Origin of the sequence: Streptomyces sp. NPDC090032, from assembly GCF_044748025.1 — a bacterium.
In the GTDB taxonomy this organism is placed as follows: Bacteria; Actinomycetota; Actinomycetes; order Streptomycetales; family Streptomycetaceae; genus Streptomyces.
The window spans coordinates 496,826-516,776 of record NZ_JBIVFF010000007.1 but is presented as its reverse complement, the minus strand read 5'-3'; the positions used below and the strand labels follow the sequence as shown (position 1 = coordinate 516,776).

Below are 19,951 nucleotides of genomic sequence, written 5' to 3'. Positions count from 1 at the left end.
TACATACGTACGCACGGGAGTTCAGCGGTCCTTCGGGTCGAGCAGCCACAGCCCGAGGACCACCAGGAACGACAGGCACAGGAAGCCCGCGCCCCACCAGGCCGTGCCGGTCTCGCCCGTCATCCACTCGTCGACCACCACGCTGAGGCCCCAGAGCTGGCCGATGACCACCGTCATCGCCAGGACGAGTCGGGCGGTGAGTTTCGAGGAGCGTTCCGGCTCCTGCTCGGTGCCGGCGCCGGGTCCCGGACCCGTGTGCTGGATGCGGGGGTCGCCGTAGCCGCTGGTCGGGCGGATCTGCGGGTAGCGCTCCTGGACCGGGCGGTTGAGGCGCGGCTGAGCACTGCCGGGGGTGTATGCGGGCCCTGGCGGGAAGCCTTCGGGTTCTTCGGTGCTCATGTCCGCTCGCTCCTCTCCCCGTTGGCCGCCCGCGCGACGGGGCAGCCGAGCTGGGCCCTCACTTCAGGCCGCGCGTCGGCGAACTCGCGGCACACCGCGTCCTGGGGGTTCTCGCCGGAGCGGGCCGTGGCGACCGCCCAGACGCTGCCGTCGGTCTGCTCGACGAGCAGCACCATGGGCAGGCCACGCGGTGGCGGGCCCGCGGTGACCTCGCCGGTGCGGGCGTCGAAGACGCCTTCGTGGCAGGGGCAGTACAACTCGCCCTCGCTGCCACGGTCCTTGCGCCACAGGACGCCGCAGGCCAGGTGCGTACAGACGGCGGAATAGCCGACGAGGCTGCCGTCCGTGAGGCGGACGGCGATCGCGCGGTCGTCCTCGCCGGGGAAGCGGAAGGCGATGGACTCGCCGGGTGCGAGCTGCCCGGTGACGCGCTTGGGTTCCGGCACGCTGTCGGTGTCGCCGTGCCGGTGCAGCACTCCGCCGGCGACGGCGATGCCTCCGACCGCCAGGCCGCCGGAGACGGTGGCGACGATGCGGAGGTAGTCGCGGCGCGTGGTGAGGGAGTCGGCGCAGATGCGGTCCTTGAGCGCCGCCTGAGCCGAGTGGCCGTCGGTGCCGGGCTCGGGGACGGGGGGCTGCTCGGTGACGCTCATCGGGCCACGTCCTTCCCGTTGATCTCGACGATCGGCAGTCCGCCGGGCACCGGCCACTGGACCTTGTCGGCGGGGACGACCATCGCGACGCCGGTGTTGACGACGACGTCGCCGAACGTGAAGGAGTCCGCGACCTGGACACCTGGGCGTTCGGCCTGGAGGTCCTCGAGCGTTCCGTAGAAGAGCGCGCCGGTCGGGCAGACCGTGGCGCACATGGGGGCGAGACCGTAGGCGGTGCGGTCGTAGCAGAGGTTGCACTTCATCTGCAGCTTGGCCTGGAGGTCGATCTTCGGTACGCCGAAGGGGCAGGCGTTGACGCAGTTGGCGCAGCCGATGCAGCGCGTGGTGTCGGCCTGCTGCACCACACCGTCGGCGGTCACCAGGATCGCGTCGGCGGGACACACCTCGGCGCACGGGGCGACCGGGTCCTCGCAGTGCATGCAGACCGTGGGCAGGGACGCGACGGAGTGGCCCTCGTCGGGGTAGTCGAGGTGAATCATGGACTTGCCCCGGTGCGAGTCGCATTCCCGGCAGGCGGACACACACGCCTGGCAGCCGATGCACCGCCCCGGGTCGATGAAGATCGTTCTGCCCATCATGGCGGGACCTCAGCTCCTCTCGGCGGTGCCACGGCCCTGCGGGGCCGTGGGCGGCAGGGGGTCGGTGCGGGACACCTGGGCTTCCGGGTACGCGACCTGGCCGGGCGCGGTCGGGGGCGCCGGCACCTCGTCGATCTGCTCGGCGTGCTCGATGCGGCAGGCGCAGACCTTGTACTCGGGGATCTTGGAACGGGGGTCGAGGGCGTCGATGGTCAGCGCGTTGGCGGCCGTGGGGACCGGCCAGTGGTACGGCACGAAGACGGTGTCGGGGCGGATCGCCTCGGTGACCAGAGCGGGGAAGACCTCGCTGCCCCGGCGCGTCACGACGCGTACCGGATCGCCGTTCTTGAAGCCGTGCGAGGGGTGGACCTCCGCCCATGGGCGCGGGGTCTGTTCGACCAGGGCGCCGAGCCTGCGGGTCTGGTTGCCGGACAGGAAGTGGGCGACGGTGCGGCCGGTGGTGAGCGACATGGGGTGGTCGTCGTCGTACGGGTCCATCGGCGGGTGCCACTCCACGGCCTGGAGGTGGATCTTGCCGTCGGGATGGTACGACTTGCCGTCCTCGAACAGGCGGGGGGTGCCGGGATGGTCGGTGGAGGGGCAGGGCCAGGCAATGCCGCCGGTCTCCTCGAGGCGGTCGTAGGTGATTCCGTAGTAGTCGATGACCGTGCCGGCCGACGCGATGCGCAGCTCCTCGAAGACCTCGCGGGAGCCCGGATAGTCGAACTTGTCCCCCACACCGAGGCGTCGGGCCAGCTCGCACATCACCCAGGTGTCGGTACGTACGCCCTCCGGCGGCTCCTGGGCCTTGTTGTGCTTCACCACCCGGGCCTCGGCGTTGGCCATCACCCCTTCGTCCTCGGCCCAGGTGGTGACGGGGAAGACGACGTGCGCGTTGTCCGCCGTCTCGGAGAGGAAGAAGTCCAACTGGGCGTGGAACTCGAGGGTGTCGTAACCGTCCTTGACCGTCTTGTAGTTGGGGAGGGAGACGAACGGGTTGTTGCAGATGCCGATCAGGCCGCGGATCTCCTGGCGCTGCATCTGCCAGACCATTTCCATCATCGACGTGCCGGCGGCGGGGAGTTCGGACTCCTCGATGCCCCAGATCTCGCAGATCTGCCGTCGGTGGTCGGGGTTCAGGATGGAGCGACCGCCGGGCAGCAGGTCGGCCTTCTGGCCGTGCTCGCGGCCGCCCTGGCCGTTGCCCTGACCGGTGAGGGTGCCGTAGCCGGCGCCGGGCTTGCCGATGTTGCCGGTGGCCACGCAGAGGTTGATGACGGTGAGGCAGTTCTCGACGCCCTGGGAGTGGTGCTCGACGCCCCGGGCGTGCCAGGCCATGGCGTTGTTGGCGCCCGCGAAGGCTCTGGCGACCTGGACGACCTGTGCGGCGGGGATTCCGCAGATCTCGGCGGCCCGTTCCGGGGTGTACGTCGCGACGGTGGCCTTGACCTCGTCCCAGCCGGTGGTGTGCGCGGCCACGTACTCCTCGTCGACGAGGTTCTCGCGGATGACGACGTTCAGTACGGCATTGAAGAAGGCGGAGTCGGTGCCCGGCTTGAGGGCGACGTGGATGTCGGCCGTGCGGGCGATGGACGTCTCGCGCGGGTCCACGACGATGAGAACGGCGCCCCGGTCGCGGGCGCCCCACACGTACTGGGTCATCACGGGGAAGCACTCCCCCACGTTCGACCCGGCGATCAGCAGGCAGTCGGAGAGGAGGATGTCGGAGAAGGGGTTGCCGGCCCGGTCGATGCCGAAGGACAGCTTGTTGGCTCCGGCGGCGGAGACCATGCACAGGCGGCCGTTGTAGTCGACGTGCTTCGTCTTGAGGGCGACGCGCGCGAACTTGCCGACCAGGTACGTCTTTTCGGAGAACAGGCTCGCCCCGCCGAGCAGCCCGAACGCGTCGTTGCCGTGGGCGGACTGGATGCGGCGGATCTCGGAGACCGTGAAGTCGAGGGCCTCCTCCCAGCTCGCCTCGCGGAAGGGTTCGTCGCGGGAGCGGCGCAGGAGGGGGGCGGTCAGCCGGTCCGGGTGGTTGATCTGCTGATAGGCGTTGATGCCCTTGGGGCAGAGCCGCATCCGGTTGATGTCGTGGTTGCGAGGCTCGACGCCGAACACCTTGCCGCCCTTGTCGACGCGCAGATACATCCCGCACTGCACACCGCAGAAGCAGCAGTGGGTGGGGACGAGGGTCTCGCCGTTCTGGTCGGCGTGCCACTGGTCGGCCGGAATGCCGCCCGCGTCACGGAAGTTGCGGGTGCCGGGCGGTGCGATGGAGGGGTCAAGCGGGATGTACTGCTGGGTCACTTGAAGCCCTTCTTCACGTCACTGAGGTATGCGGAACCGCGCAGCACCCGTTTGCAGCGCGGGCAGTACTCGGTCCAGGTCTCGAAGCCGAGGTTGAGATCGCGCATGGTGCCCTGGAGGTTCTCGACGTACGGGGCGGTGTCGATCGGCTGACCGCAGCGCTTGCAGTGGAAGACCTGTTCGTCCTGGCGGGCCGTGTACTTGAACAGCTGCATCCCGACGGCGGCCGGCCGCTGAACGATGTGGAAGAACTTCCCGAACGGGATGTAGATGAGGGTGAAGACCACCGACACCATGTGCAGGATCGCCAGGAACTCGTAGCCGCCGCCGTGCAGGAAGATCGACGAGAAGGTGAGGAGCAGGCCCGTCACCGAGATGACGATCAGGGCGATCAGCGGGACGAGGTCGTAGGCGAAGCGCTGGCCCGTCATGGCACCGCGGTCCTTCATGCGCCGCCACAGGAAGTACGAGGCGCCGGGGATCACCAGGACGGCGGCGATGTCGAGGCCGTGGAACATCAGCCAGCCGACGATGTTCAGCGAGTCGAAGCCGAGGACCTTCAGGCCCCAGATCCGCATCTCGTAGCCGGGCCCCGCGCTGGACGAGCCGGTGAACGTGAACCAGCCCCACGTCAGCGGGAAGGTGATCAGGGCGGCCAGGATGCAGCCCCAGAAGATCAGCTGGTGGGCGGCCCAGCGGGCCCGCGAGCGGGCGCCGAGGAACTTCTGGAAGCCGAGGTAGGTGGCGATCATCTTCGGCAGCGCGGTGGGCGCTCTGCGGAAGTTGTCGGCCGACAACAGGCTGCGCCAGCCCTGCTTGAACAGACGGCGTGCGCCGGGGGCGGAGATCCACACGGTGTAGCGGTAGGCGACGCCGAAGGCCAGGAACACGGTGGCGACGGCGTACGGGAGGAGCGCCGAGTCGAAGTCCTTGAGCATCCGGCTGCCGAACACGATGGCCAGGATCAGCAGTGCGGACACGAGGGCGCCGGCGAGCGTGGCCCGCCCCGCGACGGAACGCGGTCCAGGCCCGCCGGCCGCGCCGGTGGGTGGTGGCGCGGCCATGGCGGGGGCCGCGTCCGTGTCGGCGGCGGGCGGTGCGGGTGGCTCAGTCACCCGGCCCACGATAGGAAGATTTCTATGCGTTCCACCCGTTATGGGGGGCGCATGGGTGACGTGTCGGCCACCGGCGCACTCAACGGTGCGCGCCCACCCGGCCCACGGCGAGGGCCGCATGCGAGCTCTACGGCCGCTGCGCCCCGATGTTCCGCATGCGGCCGTACGCATAGACACAGCCGGCGAGCGCGAGGTCGGACAGGAGCATGAAGCCGATGGAGTACGAGTCCTTCGCGCTGTAGATCGCGCCCATGACGAGCGGCGGGACGAAGCCACCGAGGCCGCCGATCGCGCCGACGATGCCGGTGACGGAGCCGACCTGTGGCTGTGGGGTGACCTGGGAGACGAGCGCGAAGACGCTGCCGCTGGCGGTGCCGAGGCCGGCTGCCATCAGCAGGAAATTGACCGTGCCCATGGGGTTCAGCTTCGGGTCGAAGGCCTGGAGGATCGCGAAGAGCGCGACGACGGCGAGGGCGCAGGCGGTGACGGTGGCCGGGTGGATCCGGTCGGACAGCCAGCCGCCGATGGGCCGGAAGACGACGGTGACCACGGCGAAGCCGGCCGCCTTGGTGCCCGCGTCGGTGGGGTCGAGTTCGTACCAGGTCTTCAGATACGTGGGCAGATACACGCCGAACGCGACGATGCCGCCGAACCCGATCGCGTAGAGACCCGACAGCTCCCACGTCACCCGCAGTCGGCCCGCCTCGCCGAGCCTGGTGGCGAGGGGGCTGGTGGGGATCGGCCGGTCGGGGCGGTCGGTGATGAGGAGCAGGGCGAGCAGTGCGTACGCGGCCAGCGCGATGGCCACGACGATGAACGGGAGGTTCTCGCCGTGCTTGGCCATGCGCGGCGTGAGGTAGCCGGACAGGGCCACACCGCCCATGCCCATTCCGAAGATGCCGAGCGCGAACCCTCGGTGGGCGGGCGGGAACCAGGAGTTCACGAGCGGGATGCCGATCGCGAACGTAGTGCCGCCGAGGCCGAGCAGGAAGCCCACGCCGAGCATCGCGACGAAGGAGTTCCTGGCGGGGATGGCCAGGAGCACCGGGATGATCGTCAGGGCGGAGATCAGCGGGAACATCACCTTGGCGCCGTAGCGGTCGGTGAGCGCTCCGACGGGTACGCGGCCGAGGGACCCCACGATGACGGGCACCGCGACGAGGAACGACTGATTGAACGAGCTCAGGTTCAGGCGGTCCCCGAAGTCACTGCCGAGCGGGGCGATGAGCGCCCAGGCCCAGAAGGTCAGGGCGAAGCCGACGGTGGCCACGGCCAGATTTCGATAGGCCGCGGCGGGCGGCCGGGCGGTCGACTGCTCTGGTGCGAGGTGTTCCACGTGCCGATGCTAGGAAGGCCTGGGCTGTCCCTGCCTGATCTGGTGCTCCGATCGATTTCGCGGGCGCCTCTGCCGCGTCAGCATATGTTGACGCCGAGCGGCCGTCAGCATATGCTGACGCCCATGGAGAGCACACTCGAAATCGCCGAGGGCGCCGCCAGCAGCGACCCGGACACCGGGCTCCGCGCGGTGGCCGCCCTCCGAGAACTCACCGAACGCCTGGAGATCCTCCAGGTGGAGAACGCCCGGAAGCTGGGGTGGTCCTGGCAGGACATCGCCGAGCGACTCGGCGTCACCAAGCAGACCGTGCACCGCAAATACGGCCGCCTGATGGGGAGTCGATGATGTTCGAACGCTTCACACCGGACACCCGCGCCGTGGTGGTCCACACCCAGGAACACGCCCGCCGGCTCGGACACGACCACATCGGTCCCGAGCATCTTCTGCTCGCCCTCGTCTCCACCGACCAGCCCGCCGGCGCCGTGCTGCGTGAGCACGGCGTCACACCGGAGGGCGTGGAGGAGGAGATCGTCCGCCTGGTCGGACTCGGCGGATCCCGACTGTTCGGCGCCCTCGACCGGGACGCGCTGGCCTCCGTAGGGATCGACATCGACGCCGTACGCGCCAGGATCGAGGAGTCCTTCGGACCGGAAGCCCTCACGCGCGCCGACAGCACCGTCCACCGCGGGCCCCGCACGTCGCGGCGTGGCCCTCGTCGCGTGGTGTCCGCGGCCCTCACCCGGCACTGGCGAGGGCGGCGCGCCACCCGACGCCCCGCCCTCACCGCACCGACGCCCGCCCCCACCGGCCTGTACCAAGCCACCGGCGCACGCTCCGGCGGACACATCCGGTTCTCCCCCCGCGCCAAGGAGAGCCTCGCGAACACCGTCCGCGAGGCACAGGCCCGGCGTGACAGTTACATCGGCGTCGAACACCTCACCCTCGGCCTCATCGCCATGCCCAGCGGCATCGTGCCGTCAGTGCTGTCGGCGCTCGGCACCTCGGCCCCGGCCTTGCGCACCGCGATCACCGACCGGTACCGGTGAGCACCTCGTGTGGTGCCGCGAAGGTCAGCCCTTCCTCGTCGGCGGCTTGATGAGGTAGAGCCGACGGGCCAGATCCAGCGCGGTCAGCAGCACGCGGGCCCCGTTCCAGACGTGTTCACGGCGCTGCTGCCACACCTCGCCATTGCCACTCGGGTCGGCGGCACGTGCCTGAATGACGACCTGGGACTCCTGGTCCCAGCTCGTGATCTCGTCCGCGTGGCGGCCTACCTCCCAGTCCCTCCCGCCACGGATCGCCTGGGCGATGTACCCGGGAATCGCCTGGAACCGCGCCCCTTCGGCCAGGGCCACGGCCAGTGCCTCGACTCCGGTCTCCAGCGTGTGGGTGCTCGTGTTCGGGTCATGGTGGTAGATGTCGCGCACCGCGTTGCGGAGGCGGCTCCGGCTGATCGTGGTTCCGGCGAGATTCCCGTAGTTGACGCCCCAGCCGAAGTGCTCCCTGCGGACACCCGGGTACACGTTGCCCGGGACCATGTCCCTCGGGCGGCCGCCCACCTGCTCGGTGAACGTGTAGAAGACCCGGCGGCTCGCGTCCCGGTTCTCCACGTAGAACCCCAGCAGATAGTTGTCGGACCGGCGGAAGACTCCGCGGACCATGCCGCCCAGGACGAACTCGTCCTCGGTGAACCGGCCGATGTTGATCGACTGAAAGGCGTTGGCATCGGGGTTCTGGATAAGGTGGCCGGCGCCGGGCCGTCGGGCGCTCTGCTCCCCCAGCATCGCGTTGCGGATGTTCGCGACCGTACGGGTGTAGAGGTCGGCGAAATCCTCGTCGTCCGTCACCGCCTGCGCCTGCCCCTGGGGCTGGGCTTGGGCTTGGGCGCTCCGGTCCTGTCCCTGCCGAGCAGCTGTGCCGTAGCCGACCGCCTCCCCCACGCCGAGCGTGCCCGCCAGCACCGAGACCACCACGGCCACGCTGACCAACCGCCGCCGCACCGGCCCGCGTTCGGACCGTCCGGCCCGCTCTCCCCTTCGCGTCATCTTCGCTGCGTCTCCCATGTCAGGCCCAGAACTCGAACTCGGCCTGCAGGGTGCCCTTGGTGACCCGGCCCCCGTCGCTGTAGTAGAGGGCCTTGTACTCCGCCCCCTTCGTCAGGTTCGCATCGATCAGCGTCGAGCCGTACGCGCCGCAGTTGGCGTTGCCGCAGGCCCAGTCCCATGTGACGCGCCTGCCGTTGCTGTCCTGGATCTCGATCCAGTCCCAGCCGTTGTACGGATCCCGCCCCGAGGGCGCCACCCACGTGACACTGACCCCCTTGACGTGGGACTGGTACCAGTAGCCCCTGAACTGCGCCGGCGACACCTCACTGATCAGGTAGTCGGTGTTGATCTGGCCCGGGTGCGGGTCCGTGGGGTCGTCGCTCCGGACCGTCGGCGGCTGCCAGTGCTCACGCGGCGAGTCGGCCGCCGGAGCCGAACGGGCCGCGGCCTTCGCCGGCTCCTGCGAACCCTGTTGCGCCACGGCAGCCGTCCCCAGGCCCACCACCGACACACTCACGAGCACCCCGGCCATGACCGCGGACCGCCGCCGGGGCGTGTTCGCCCAGGCGTATAAGGAAGAGATCCTGCCCTTGCCTCGCGTGCGGAACAGCATGTGTACGTCACCTCGTCGCTGATCGAAGATCGATGCGAAGGAAACGCTAGGGAGCCGCGATCAACGTTCCATTGACGGCTGGTCAACGCGCGCCTTCACGAATGCAAGGCATGAGGCCGAGAAGACATTGGCGCGGCTCCGCGACTCCGCGCCTGTCCGGACACCCCCCTAGGGCGCTGTCGCCGTCGCCCGGTCGGGGGCGGGCGGGGCAGCCGGGTCGACGGTGAGGACGAGAAACGTGGCGACGAGCGCGCTGGCCCCCGCGAGCCCGGCGGCGAGGCGGCGGCGGGACGTGAGGGTGGGGAGGGGTGTGGGGCCTGCGGGCTTGCGGTGGCGTCCCATGGGTCTCTCTGTCAGTGGTGGTCGGCATTGGCGTGGTGGCCGGGTATCCGTGATGGCCGGGGTTTCCGTGATGGCGGCATCGGAGCCAGGTCAGAACGTGAAGCACTCTGCGTGGATGTGCCCCTCGGGCACCCCGGCCCGCACCAGCGCCGCCGTGGCCGCGGCCGTCATGCCGGGCGGCCCGCACACGTACACGTCGTGCTCGGCGAGTTCCGGTACGAGGTTGCGCAGTGCCTGCGGTGCGAGCGGGTCGAAGGAGGCGTCCGACGGGCCGAGCAAGTAGTGCAGAGCCGCCTGCCGGCTACGGGCGATGGCTTCCAACTCACCACTCAGCACCAGCTGTTCGGCCGTGCTCGCGCGGTAGAGGAGGGTGAGGTCGCCCGGCGCTCCCGGCAGCGTCTCGAACAGGGCCCGCAGGGGCGTGATGCCGACGCCGCCTGCGAGGAGCAGCACCTTGCGCCGGGTGCGGCGGTGCGCGGTGAGCGCGCCGAAGGGGCCCGTGGCCAGGACGCGCGTACCGGGGGTGAGCCTGCGGACGCGGCGCGTGTGCCGGCCAAGTGCCTTGACGGTGATGCGTAGTTCGTCGCCGCGCACCGGCGCCGACAGGGAGAACGGCAGCGACGTGTGCCAGAGCCCCGCCCTGAGGAACCGCCAGCGGAAGAACTGGCCTGGCTCGGCCCTCAGCCCGTCGAGCCCGATGCCCTGCATGACCACGGAGAAGACGCCGGGCCCTTCGCCGTGGACGGCGACGACGCGCAGACTGTGCCGCAACGCCTGGTGGACGGGCACGACCAGCCGGTACCAGACGAGCAGCACGGCGACGGTCGCGTGCAGAAGCGCCCAGAGCCAGCGCGTCACGACGTCGCCCGCCACGTCCGGGCCGGCGAGTTGATGTACGAAACCCAGCGCAGCGCCCAGATAGGTGAGGAGATGGAGGGCTCGCCACGTCTCGTGGGTGACACGGCGGCGCACCGTACGAGCGCTGCTCACACCGACCGCGACGAGCAGACCCGTACCGGCGAACGCGGCGGCAACGGCCGGGTAGCCGAGGAGGTCCACGACGGTGGAGACGAGGTCGGTGCCCGCGTGGGCGGCGTATCCGCACACCGCGAGGACCAGATGGGCCGCGCACAGCGTCAGGACGTGACGTCCACCGGCCGCGTGACGGCGGGCGAGGCGGTCGGCTCCGACTCCGTGCTCGACGGCGGGGATGCGCGCCATGAGGAAGAGCATGACGAGGATGCCGTATCCGGCGAGCAGTCCGGTGAGGTGTGCGCCGGTCGCGAAAAGCACGTCGAGCCGCGCCGACGGTTCGGCCTGCAGGGCCCACAAGGCGCTGACGCCTACGCCTCCCGCGACGACGCCTGCGCGCAGCGCGCCGGGCGAGATTCGCAGGGGAGCGGCGGGGCGGCCGACGCGGGGCCGGCGGACGGGCCGCGGAGGTATGGGCGGGCGCTCCGTGCCGGGGCCCTCGACGTGGCGCAGGTACGCGCTCAGGGCGGGGTACCTGGAGAGTTCGGATTCGCTGGCGGCCTCGGTGGTCACGCAGCCACAGTAGGCGCGGGAAGGGACCGAAAGGGCCAGGTCAGAGCCCTCACACTGATCCTTAAGGCGGGCTTGAGGATCGCCTCAAGAGTGCTTAAGTCACGGGCGTCCCCGCCTCGGTCGGGGCGAGGCACGTCCGTACGCCGGACACCGCCGCTCCCACGATTCCGGCCTCTTCGCCGGGAGGTAACCGGCCCGGGCAACAGTGACTCCCGTACCGCACAAGGGGACTTCACTGCGTTGTACACAATGTCGGACAGGCCGTAGAAGCGACGCCCCCGTGGAGCCTGATACAAACCCGCGACAGCCTGGTACAAAGAACACGTCTTCGGCTCCTCCCGACCGTGCCTCACTCATCGGACACGTCGTACGAGGCACGCATCCCGGCCAGACCGGCCCCTGCCGAAGCCCCCGCACCGAGCCTCGACCAGGCATGCCGGGCGCACTGATCGACAGGCGGCTCAGAGCAGCCACCACCCGTGCAGAAAGGCCGACGGTTTGAACCCGCAGACATTTCAGGACGAGGCACCTCCCCACATACCCGCGCCGGGCCAGCGCATTGTGATCATCGAGGACGACGAGGCCCTGGGGCGCTCCGCCGCCGCTCACATCGGCCGTTGGTACGGCACGGTGCACCGCCTGCCGCGCCCCGACGACGACACACTGCGCGCGCACCTGGAGCGGTCCGTCGACGCCGTCGCTGTCGTCTCCCGCGACGACATCGTGGCCCTGCGCTACGCCTTGCTGGCCGAACACCTCAAGCCCGGCATCCGGCTGGTCGTGACCCTCTTCGACCGGACCGTCGCCGACGAGGTCTCCCGCACCGTCCCCAACTGCACCGTCCTGAGCATGACCGATGCCATCGTGCCCAGTCTCCTGGCCGAATGCCTCGCTCCGAGCTACGCCATGCTCCAGCCCGACGGCGGCGGCGTCATCGCGGTCCGGCGGGAGGACGGGGCCACCTTCGTCGAGCACCTGCACGGACGGGCCCTCGCGGCCCACGCAGCCGTTCATCCCCGGGCGTCCTTCCGTGCCTGGCTGCGCTCCCTCGGGACCTCCGCGAAGACGCTCATCGCGAGTCTGACTGCTCTGTCGGTGGCCTTCTCGGTGGACATCGCGCTGGGCGTGCTCGTCCTGCACGAGCACTGGACCGACTCCACATGGAACGCGGCCCGCGCGCTCACCACGATCGGCTCCTCGCCGGCGGCCGAGCACGGACCGGGCTGGTACAAGGTCCTGTCCGCCGTCTCCATGCTCGCCGTCCTGGTACTGGCGGCCATCTTCACCGCGAGCGTCGTCGACCGTTTCACCGGGCACCGCATGACGAGCATTCTGGGCGCACGCTCCATCCCGCGCCGCGGCCACGTCATCGTCGTCGGCCTCGGACAGGTGGGCCTGCGGCTGTCGGCTCGGCTGAAGGACCTCGGCATCAAGGTCGTCGCCGTGGAGCGCAACCCCCAGGCCGCGTGCCTCCCCCTGGCCCGCTCCCTGAACATCCCCGTCGTCCTGGGCCGCGGCGGTGACCGTTTCCTGCTCGAACGCCTCTCCGTCCTGCGCGCCCGCGGCCTTGCCGCGGTCGGCTCGGACAGTCTGGCGAACATGGCTGTCGCCGTAGCGGCCCGGGCCGTCGCCCCGGACCAGCGGATCATCCTTCGCGCCGGCAGCGACGAGGTCACGACGGAATCGCAGTCCCTGTTCAGGATCGGTGCGGTGTGCGACTTCCCGCGCATCGTCGGCGCGTTCGTCGCCGCGTCGGTACTGGGCGCCGAACCGTCCAGCGTCTTCGTCGCCGAGGACCGCACCTGTGCTCTGTTCCCGGACGGCCAGGTCGTCGACCTCGCCACCTGGGACACGCGCCCCGCCGATCCCCGACAGGGCGCGGAGGAGAGCGAGGCCGGCCGCACCGCGTCGGACGTCGCCGCACCGGTGGCCACGAACTGAGACCGCCCTCATCAGCCGGTGACCTCAACCACCGCACACCGGCTCACCGTCCTGAATCCGACTACAGCCAGAGGCCTGCGCATAGATGGCCGCATGGCGGACCGGCTGCGATGCTTCACCCATGGCGACAAGACGGCGCAGCCAGGCCGAGCGGGACGCGATCACCGTCGAGATCGGCTATGCGCTGGCCAGCGCATGCTTCCTCGGTGGTGTCGTCTTCGCGACCATCGCCGGCCCCGCCGCCGTCTGGCGCCTCCCCCACGCCGTCGAACAGTCCTTGGTGGCCACGGGGACTGTGATGGGCGGTGTCCTGGCGGTGATGCGCGTCGTCCACGTTCTGTGGCGATTCGGCTCGCAACACGACTGACGGGTGTGACCAGACGCGGGCGGACGCCGCGTCAGCACGTGTTGCGGTAGGGAACGTCGGGGATGTGAGCCCTCCATTCCTGTGCCGTCAGGGGCCCGACCTGGCGCAGAGGTACCGGATCAGCCGCGCCGGGGCCCGTATGCCGACTGGTGTGCGGCGGCGAACAGCCTGCCGTCGCCCGGCCTGAATCCGCGAGGAAAGGCGTAGAGAGCAAGAAAGGCAAGGAGGACTTCCCACTCCTTGCCACTCTCAACTTATAGCGCAGTGGGGGCCTTGCGGCAAGGCCCCCGTCATGCCGCACAATCGCTGGCCGAAGCCCGAAGCTGCGGAAGTGGGAGACCAACGAAGTGCATGTGCTGTTGTCGGTTCATGGGTCGTGCGGTGGCGTCGCGCCGGTGTCGGCGCTCGGCGCCGTCATGCGCGTCTGCGCACAGTCGGACCTCGCAGGCCTGACCTCGGATCGGAGCTGATGACATTGACCTCCACGACCACCAGTTCGTTCGGCCTTCCCGAGCGTCTCTCCGCCAAGGCCGATCCGACGCTGATCACTCGGGACGAGGAGCACTTCGCGGCCATCGCGATGAGCCTCGACCAGACGATCACCGAGCTCTCCGACCGTCTCGACACCTTGCGCAGGGCCCCCGGTGGCATCGGCCGGGAGGCGATGGACCGGGACTCGGAGATCCACCGGCTGACCGGCCGCCTGCGCGCCCTGCGACGTTTCGGCCTGGACCTGTGCCTGGGCCGTGTCGTCGGCGCGGACGACGCGGATCCCCTGTACATCGGGCGGCTCGGCCTCACCGACAGTGAGGGCCGACGGCTGCTCGTCGACTGGCGTTCCCCGGCCGCCGAGCCGTTCTTCGCTGCGACCCACGCCAACCCGATGGGCCTGACGAGCCGCCGCCGGTACCGCTGGACCAACGGCCGGATCAGCGACTACTGGGACGAGGTGTTCACCGCCGACGGCCTGGAACAGCGCGCGGCACTCGACGACCAGTCCGCGTTCATCGCCAGCCTGGGCAGCAATCGTTCGGCCCGTATGCGTGACGTCCTCGGCACCATTCAGGCCGACCAGGACGCCATCATCCGGGCGGGGTCCCGCGGCGCCCTCGTCGTCGACGGCGGCCCCGGCACGGGCAAGACCGTCGTCGCCCTGCACCGCTCCGCGTACCTCCTCTACTCCGACCCGCGCCTCAGCCACCGTCGGGGCGGTGTGCTGTTCGTCGGTCCGCACCGGCCCTACCTGGACTACGTGGCCGATGTGCTGCCCAGCCTCGGAGAGGACGGCGTACAGACCTGCATCCTGCAGGACCTCGTCGCCGAGGGCGCCACGGCGAACGCGGAGACCGATGCGGACGTGGCCCGACTGAAGTCGTCCGCGGACATGGTGCGGGCGATCGAGAAGGCCGTCAGGTTCTACGAGGAGCCGCCCGCCAAGGGCATGACCGCCACGACGGCCTGGTCGGACATCTGGGTGAGTGCCGACGACTGGGCCGAGGCGTTCAATGCGCCGGGCCCGGGCGCTTCGCACAACGAGGCGCGCGAGCAGGTCTGGGAGGAACTGGCCACGATCCTCATGGACAAGCTGGCCATGGACGAGGACGAGGACGGCGTCTCGCCCGACCTGTTTCTGCGGTCTCTGCGGCAGGACAGGGATCTGGTCGCGGCTCTCCACAGCGCATGGCCGCTGCTGGAGGCCACCGACCTCGTCTCCGACCTGTGGACGGTCCCCGCCTACCTGCGCATGTGTGCCCCCTGGCTCGGCCGCGACGAGGTGGCGAAGCTGCAGCGCAAGGACGCACCCCAGGCCTGGACGGTGTCCGACCTGCCGCTCCTCGATGCGGCACGGCAGCGCCTGGGCGACCCGGAGGCGGCGCGGCGCAAGCGGCAGCACGACGCCGCGGTCGCCGCCGAGCGCGAGCGTATGGCCCTCGTCATCGACGACATCATCTCGGCCGCCGACTTCAATTCGGCCGGTGACGACAGTGAGGGCGCGGTGCGGATGCTGCGCGGGAAGGACCTCCAGGACAGTCTGATCGACGAGAGCGCGCTGCCCACCGCCGACCCGGACCGGCTCGCGGGCCCGTTCGCGCACATCGTCGTGGACGAGGCGCAGGAGCTGACCGACGCGGAGTGGCAGATGCTGCTCCTTCGCTGCCCGTCGCGGAGCTTCACCATCGTCGGGGACCGTGCCCAGGCGAGGCACGGGTTCACACAGTCGTGGGAGGAACGCCTGGAGGCGGCCGGTCTGGACCGGGTCAAGCTGGCCTCCCTGAGCATCAACTACCGCACTCCGGAAGAGGTCATGACGGAGGCGGAGCCCGTCATCCGGGCCGAGCTTCCCGACGCGAACGTGCCGACGTCCGTCCGCAGGAGCGGCATCCCCGTAGTCCGCGGACCGGTCACGGACCTGGACTCGGTCCTCGACACGTGGCTCGCCGCGCACGACGAGGGGATCGCCTGCGTCATCGGCGACCCCACGTTCCGGGCCACGTCGCGCGTCCGGTCCCTGAGCCCGGAGCTGTCGAAGGGCCTCGAATTCGACCTGGTCGTCCTCGTCGACCCGGAGGAGTTCGGCGCCGGCATCGAAGGAGCGGTCGACCGCTATGTGGCCATGACCCGGGCGACGCAGCAGCTCGTCATCCTGACGAGTTCCTGACCTGGGGAGGCCGGCGGGATCGTCGGCCGGTGTCGGTGGGGGTTGCCGCCGAAGGGTGACGGGTGTGCCCGGGTCCGCCGCGTACGTGGCGGACCCGGGCACACGGTCGTGTCGTATCGGTACGGGTCTCTTCGGGATGCGTCTCTCAGGTGCGGTCGTCGACCAGACGGACCGGCTCCTCCTGACCCGCCAGGGCGCGCGGCATCGGCAGTCCGCCGTCGGTCTCCAGTGTCATCAGGTGCGCGTCGACGGCAGCCTGGCCTTCGTGGAAGCCGAGGTCCATCAGAGCGTCCACCGGCCCGCTGCTGCTCCACGCGTGTTCCTGCCCGTCGCACCGGGCCTCGGTGCCGCCGAAGCCGAGCCGCTTGTCGGCCTGGACCAGGCTGCTGGAGACGAACACCGCGCGAGCGGGTGACGAGGCGTCGCAGCGGTAGGTGCCGGAAAGGGTAAGGGTTCCGCCCGGTGCGATACGGGCCTGCTCATGTGCGGAAATGCTTCCGCTGAAGGAGTCTGCCGACGCGCTCGGGCTGAGCACGACGACTGCGGTCAGGGCGGCCAGGGCCAGTGCGGGAAGGCGCATGAATTCCTCCGTGGGGGCTGGTCGGCGGTGAAGCCGTCGCACCGCATTGTGCTGATCACGCGTACGGAACTCACTCACAGTCACCCGGATGTCGGGGTCACTGCCCCGGACGGCCGCCGGCATGACCGCGCACGCCCACAAAGAGGAGAGTCTCCTTCTGGGAGAAGAAATCCTGGGAGGAGACTCCCCCCTCGACAGCAGAATGCCTCCATGCTCACGCTCACCGACATCGCCGAGGACCCGCTGATCCTGACGCGCGGCCTGCGCCTGCGCGACGCTTCGCCGGCTGTCCTGCGCCCTCTCGTCCACGCCGACGCGGAGCGCCTCGCGGACTTCCTCGCGGGGCTTTCCGCGCAGTCGAGGCGGCTGAGCACCTTCGACGGATACGACCTCGCGGCGGCCCGGGACCTGTGTGCCGCGATCGCGCGCTACGACAAGCTGCGGCTGGTACTCGAGGACGAGTCCTCGGAGCGGATCGTAGGCCTGTTCGAGCTGAGCCTCGCGCTCACCACCTCGGACATCGCGCGCTACCTGGCCGCCGGGATCCAACTCACCGAGCGGACCGACTGCCGCTTCGGCCCGACCCTGGCCGATGCGTACCAGGGCAGCGGGGCGGGCTCGCTGGTCTTCCCGTTCGTCACGGAGGCCGTACGACTGCTCGGCAGGACGCGGATCATCCTGTGGGGCGGCGTCCTCGCCGACAACGCGCAGGCGCTGCGCTTCTACGAGAAGAACGGGTTCCAGCACGTCGGTCCCTTCGCCGGACCGCACGGCACCCCATCACTGGACATGATCCTTCCCCTCCCCGGGCACGAACCACCGCTGACCACCTGACCTGCGCAATCACCGGAGCCGGTCACGGCCCCGGCAGCGGAGGCGGACTCGTCCTCAGGTCTCCGCCTCCACCCCCGGCCTGCACCCATGGCTCTACAAAAGGGGTTCTGCGGTCATACCGGGGGATGACCGGCCACCGCGTCCGACTACCGCAGGCGTGGGCCGGAGTCCGGCCCGGAGGCTGACATCCGGGCTCCGGAATGCGGCGACGATAGAGAGAGAAATCCTGCTGACTTCCCTGACGTGCCATGGCACCGCCGGGCGGTCGCCCCTGCCTCCGCCTCCACCCGACGGGAGTCTCTTTCGCCGTGGCTACCTTCCTTTACAAACTAGGGCGCCTCTCTTTCAGGCGGCGCCGCTATGTGGCACTCCTGTGGGTGCTGCTCCTGGGCGGCATCGGATACGCGTCTTCGGCCGCGCCGGCACCGCCCGCCGACTCGTTCTCCATGCCGGGGACGGACTCCCAGAAGGCCTTCGACCTGCTCGACGAGCGCTTCCCCGCCGCCAGTGCGGAGGGCGCGACCGCCCGTGTCGTCATCCGGGCGCCGGAGGGCGAGAAGATAACCGACCCCGCCGCGAAGGCCGAGGTCAAGCAGCTCGTCGCCGCGCTCGGCAAGGGCTCGCAGGTCGCCGGCGTGGCCGACCCGTACAAGGCGAACGCCGTCAGCAAGGACGGCACCACCGCGTACGCGTCCGTCACCTACAAGGTGATCTCGACGGAGCTCACGGACAAGACGCACGACGCGCTGACCGACGCCACCGACAAGACGCGCGCCGAGGGCTTCACCGTCGAGACGGGCGGTGACGCCGTCCAGGCCGAGCAGGAGATGGGCGGCTCGGCCGAACTCATCGGCATCGCCGTCTCCGCTGTCGTCCTCGTCATCACCTTCGGCTCGCTGATCGCCGCCGGCCTTCCGCTGCTGACCGCCATCATCGGCGTCGGAATCGGTGTCTCCGGCATCGCCGCCCTGGGCAGCGTCCTCAACCTCTCGGGCACGACCTCGACGCTGGCCATGATGATCGGGCTCGCGGTCGGGATCGACTACGCCCTCTTCATCGTCTCCCGCTACCGCGCCGAGATCGCCGAGGGCCGGGAACCAGAAGAAGCGGCGGGCCGGGCCACCGGCACCGCGGGCTCCGCCGTGGTCTTCGCCGGACTGACCGTCATCGTGGCCCTCGCGGGTCTGTCGGTCGTCCACATCCCCATGCTCACCAAGATGGGCCTCGCCGCCGCGGCCACCGTGGCCATCGCCGTGCTCATCGCGCTCACCATGATCCCCGCGCTGCTCGGTTTCGCGGGCAAGCGTGCCCTGCGCCGCAAGGACCGTAAGAACCTCGCGAAGCCGGCCGCCGCGCACCGTGCCGGGGATGCCGAGGGCGCCAAGCCCAACCTCGGCACCCGCTGGGCGCGCCTCGTGCTGCGCCGCCCCGTCACCGTGCTGCTGATCGGTGTCCTCGGTCTGGGCGCGGTCGCCGTCCCGGCGACGAGCCTGGAGCTCGGGCTGCCCGACGAGGGGACGTCGGCGCCGGACACCACGCAGCGCAAGGCGTACGACATGCTGTCCGAGTCGTTCGGGGCGGGCTTCAACGGCCCGCTGATGGTCACCGTCGACACGGGCGGAGCCAAGGACGCTGCTGCCGCCGCCAAGACGGTGAGCACGTCCCTCGCCAAGGTCGACGGCGTTGCCGCGGTCACCCCTGCCTCGGTCAACCCGGCCGGTGACACGGCGATCATCACGGTCGTCCCGAGCACCGGACCGAGCGACCACAAGACCGAGGAACTCGTCAAGACGATCCGTTCGACCACGAGCGGCCTGGAGGCGGATACCAAGTCCGATGTCCTGGTCACCGGGCAGACGGCGATGACGATCGACTTCTCCCAGACCCTCAACGACGCTCTCCTGCCCTACCTGGGGCTCGTCGTCGGACTGGCCTTCCTGCTCCTGATGCTGGTCTTCCGCTCGGTTCTCGTCCCACTGAAGGCGGCCCTGGGCTTCCTGCTGTCGGTCGCCGCGGCGCTCGGCGCAGTCGTCGCCGTGTTCCAGTGGGGCTGGCTCGCGGACATCGTCGGCGTCGACCAGCCGGGCCCCATCATGTCGATGATGCCGATCTTCATGATCGGCGTGGTGTTCGGCCTGGCGATGGACTACGAGGTGTTCCTCGTGACGCGGATGCGCGAGGCGTACGTCCATGGGGCCCGCCCCGCGGAGGCGGTCGTCACCGGCTTCAAGCACGGCGGCCGGGTCGTCGGCGCGGCCGCGATCATCATGATCAGTGTCTTCTCCGGGTTCATCATGGAGAACAACGACATGATCAAGATGATGGGCTTCGGGCTCGCCATCGCGGTGTTCTTCGATGCCTTCGTCGTCCGCATGGCCATCGTCCCCGCGGTCCTCGCGCTGCTCGGCAAGTCGGCCTGGTGGCTGCCACGCTGGCTCGACAAGGTCCTTCCGAACGTGGACGTCGAGGGCGAGAAGCTGCACAAGACCCTCGCGCCGTCGTCGCCGGCGGCCGAGGGCAAGGACGAGCAGGAGCGGGAACTGGAGCCCGTACGCGGCTGATCCCGCGGTCCCGCCCGGTCCGGGACCCTTCCCCGCCACAAGCCCGCCGCCC

The 19,951-nt window shown here is 70.0% G+C and carries 18 protein-coding genes; 7 read left to right on the top strand and 11 right to left on the bottom strand.

Features of this window, described 5'->3' with window-relative positions; translation table 11 throughout:
• Positions 1-21 precede the first annotated feature (21 nt).
• The 6 genes from ACIPWY_RS20580 to ACIPWY_RS20555 form a co-directional block, all read right to left on the bottom strand.
• Positions 22-399, bottom strand: a complete 378-nt coding sequence (locus ACIPWY_RS20580) for a hypothetical protein (RefSeq protein WP_393701048.1) — start codon at positions 397-399, stop codon at positions 22-24.
• On the bottom strand, positions 396-1,052 hold the full coding sequence (locus ACIPWY_RS20575) for a ubiquinol-cytochrome c reductase iron-sulfur subunit (protein ID WP_393701046.1): 657 nt from the start codon (positions 1,050-1,052) through the stop codon (positions 396-398). Before ACIPWY_RS20575 ends, ACIPWY_RS20580 begins: the two co-directional genes overlap by 4 nt.
• Entirely contained in the window at positions 1,049-1,651 is a 603-nt protein-coding gene (locus ACIPWY_RS20570; RefSeq protein ID WP_362903222.1) for a 4Fe-4S dicluster domain-containing protein, read from the bottom strand. The genes ACIPWY_RS20575 and ACIPWY_RS20570 overlap by 4 nt, the downstream gene beginning before the upstream one ends.
• A 9-nt stretch (positions 1,652-1,660) precedes the next feature.
• Positions 1,661-3,961 (bottom strand): molybdopterin oxidoreductase family protein, encoded by a 2,301-nt coding sequence (locus tag ACIPWY_RS20565; protein ID WP_401534239.1) that lies wholly within the window; start codon positions 3,959-3,961, stop codon positions 1,661-1,663.
• Entirely contained in the window at positions 3,958-5,025 is a 1,068-nt protein-coding gene (locus ACIPWY_RS20560) for an MFS transporter (RefSeq protein ID WP_401534353.1), read from the bottom strand. Before ACIPWY_RS20560 ends, ACIPWY_RS20565 begins: the two co-directional genes overlap by 4 nt.
• A gap of 178 nt (positions 5,026-5,203) precedes the next feature.
• Positions 5,204-6,412, bottom strand: a complete 1,209-nt coding sequence (locus ACIPWY_RS20555) for a nitrate/nitrite transporter (protein WP_401534237.1) — start codon at positions 6,410-6,412, stop codon at positions 5,204-5,206.
• Positions 6,413-6,535: 123 nt separating this feature from the next.
• On the opposite strand from ACIPWY_RS20555, the gene ACIPWY_RS20550 reads away from it, so the two are divergent.
• Both ACIPWY_RS20550 and ACIPWY_RS20545 read left to right on the top strand, forming a co-directional pair.
• Positions 6,536-6,757 (top strand): helix-turn-helix domain-containing protein, encoded by a 222-nt coding sequence (locus ACIPWY_RS20550; protein WP_116502088.1) that lies wholly within the window; start codon positions 6,536-6,538, stop codon positions 6,755-6,757.
• The gene (locus tag ACIPWY_RS20545; RefSeq protein WP_401534233.1) at positions 6,754-7,458 is read left to right on the top strand and encodes a Clp protease N-terminal domain-containing protein; all 705 of its coding nucleotides are present in this window, start codon (positions 6,754-6,756) and stop codon (positions 7,456-7,458) included. Before ACIPWY_RS20550 ends, ACIPWY_RS20545 begins: the two co-directional genes overlap by 4 nt.
• Positions 7,459-7,482: 24 nt before the next feature.
• On the opposite strand, the gene ACIPWY_RS20540 is transcribed toward ACIPWY_RS20545, so the two are convergent.
• From ACIPWY_RS20540 to ACIPWY_RS20525, 4 genes are all read right to left on the bottom strand, one after another.
• Complete coding sequence (locus ACIPWY_RS20540; protein ID WP_401534231.1) at positions 7,483-8,457, bottom strand: ribosome-inactivating family protein; 975 nt, start codon at positions 8,455-8,457, stop codon at positions 7,483-7,485.
• Between the two features lie 19 nt (positions 8,458-8,476).
• Positions 8,477-8,989, bottom strand: coding sequence for a hypothetical protein (locus ACIPWY_RS20535; RefSeq protein ID WP_401534228.1), 513 nt, complete (start codon positions 8,987-8,989; stop codon positions 8,477-8,479).
• Between the two features lie 249 nt (positions 8,990-9,238).
• The gene (locus tag ACIPWY_RS20530) at positions 9,239-9,412 is read right to left on the bottom strand and encodes a hypothetical protein (protein WP_362903210.1); all 174 of its coding nucleotides are present in this window, start codon (positions 9,410-9,412) and stop codon (positions 9,239-9,241) included.
• Positions 9,413-9,502: 90 nt separating this feature from the next.
• Entirely contained in the window at positions 9,503-10,957 is a 1,455-nt protein-coding gene (locus ACIPWY_RS20525) for a ferric reductase-like transmembrane domain-containing protein (protein WP_401534226.1), read from the bottom strand.
• 498 nt (positions 10,958-11,455) lie between these two features.
• Between ACIPWY_RS20525 and ACIPWY_RS20520 the strand changes: the two genes are divergently transcribed.
• The 3 genes from ACIPWY_RS20520 (at position 11,456) to helR (ending at position 15,924) form a co-directional block, all read left to right on the top strand.
• Positions 11,456-12,898 (top strand): NAD-binding protein, encoded by a 1,443-nt coding sequence (locus ACIPWY_RS20520; protein ID WP_401534223.1) that lies wholly within the window; start codon positions 11,456-11,458, stop codon positions 12,896-12,898.
• A 121-nt stretch (positions 12,899-13,019) separates the two neighbouring features.
• Positions 13,020-13,265, top strand: coding sequence for a DUF6332 family protein (locus ACIPWY_RS20515; protein ID WP_362903205.1), 246 nt, complete (start codon positions 13,020-13,022; stop codon positions 13,263-13,265).
• Positions 13,266-13,740: 475 nt separating this feature from the next.
• Complete coding sequence (gene helR, locus ACIPWY_RS20510; protein WP_401534351.1) at positions 13,741-15,924, top strand: RNA polymerase recycling motor ATPase HelR; 2,184 nt, start codon at positions 13,741-13,743, stop codon at positions 15,922-15,924.
• Between the two features lie 145 nt (positions 15,925-16,069).
• Here helR and ACIPWY_RS20505 read toward each other — a convergent pair whose 3' ends face one another.
• Positions 16,070-16,504, bottom strand: coding sequence for a DUF6299 family protein (locus ACIPWY_RS20505; RefSeq protein ID WP_401534221.1), 435 nt, complete (start codon positions 16,502-16,504; stop codon positions 16,070-16,072).
• A gap of 210 nt (positions 16,505-16,714) precedes the next feature.
• On the opposite strand from ACIPWY_RS20505, the gene ACIPWY_RS20500 reads away from it, so the two are divergent.
• A complete protein-coding gene (locus tag ACIPWY_RS20500; RefSeq protein ID WP_401534219.1) occupies positions 16,715-17,338 on the top strand; it encodes a GNAT family N-acetyltransferase in 624 nt (207 codons plus the stop codon).
• Positions 17,339-17,646: 308 nt separating this feature from the next.
• Positions 17,647-19,899 (top strand): MMPL family transporter, encoded by a 2,253-nt coding sequence (locus ACIPWY_RS20495; RefSeq protein ID WP_401534217.1) that lies wholly within the window; start codon positions 17,647-17,649, stop codon positions 19,897-19,899.
• Positions 19,900-19,951: the final 52 nt, after the last annotated feature.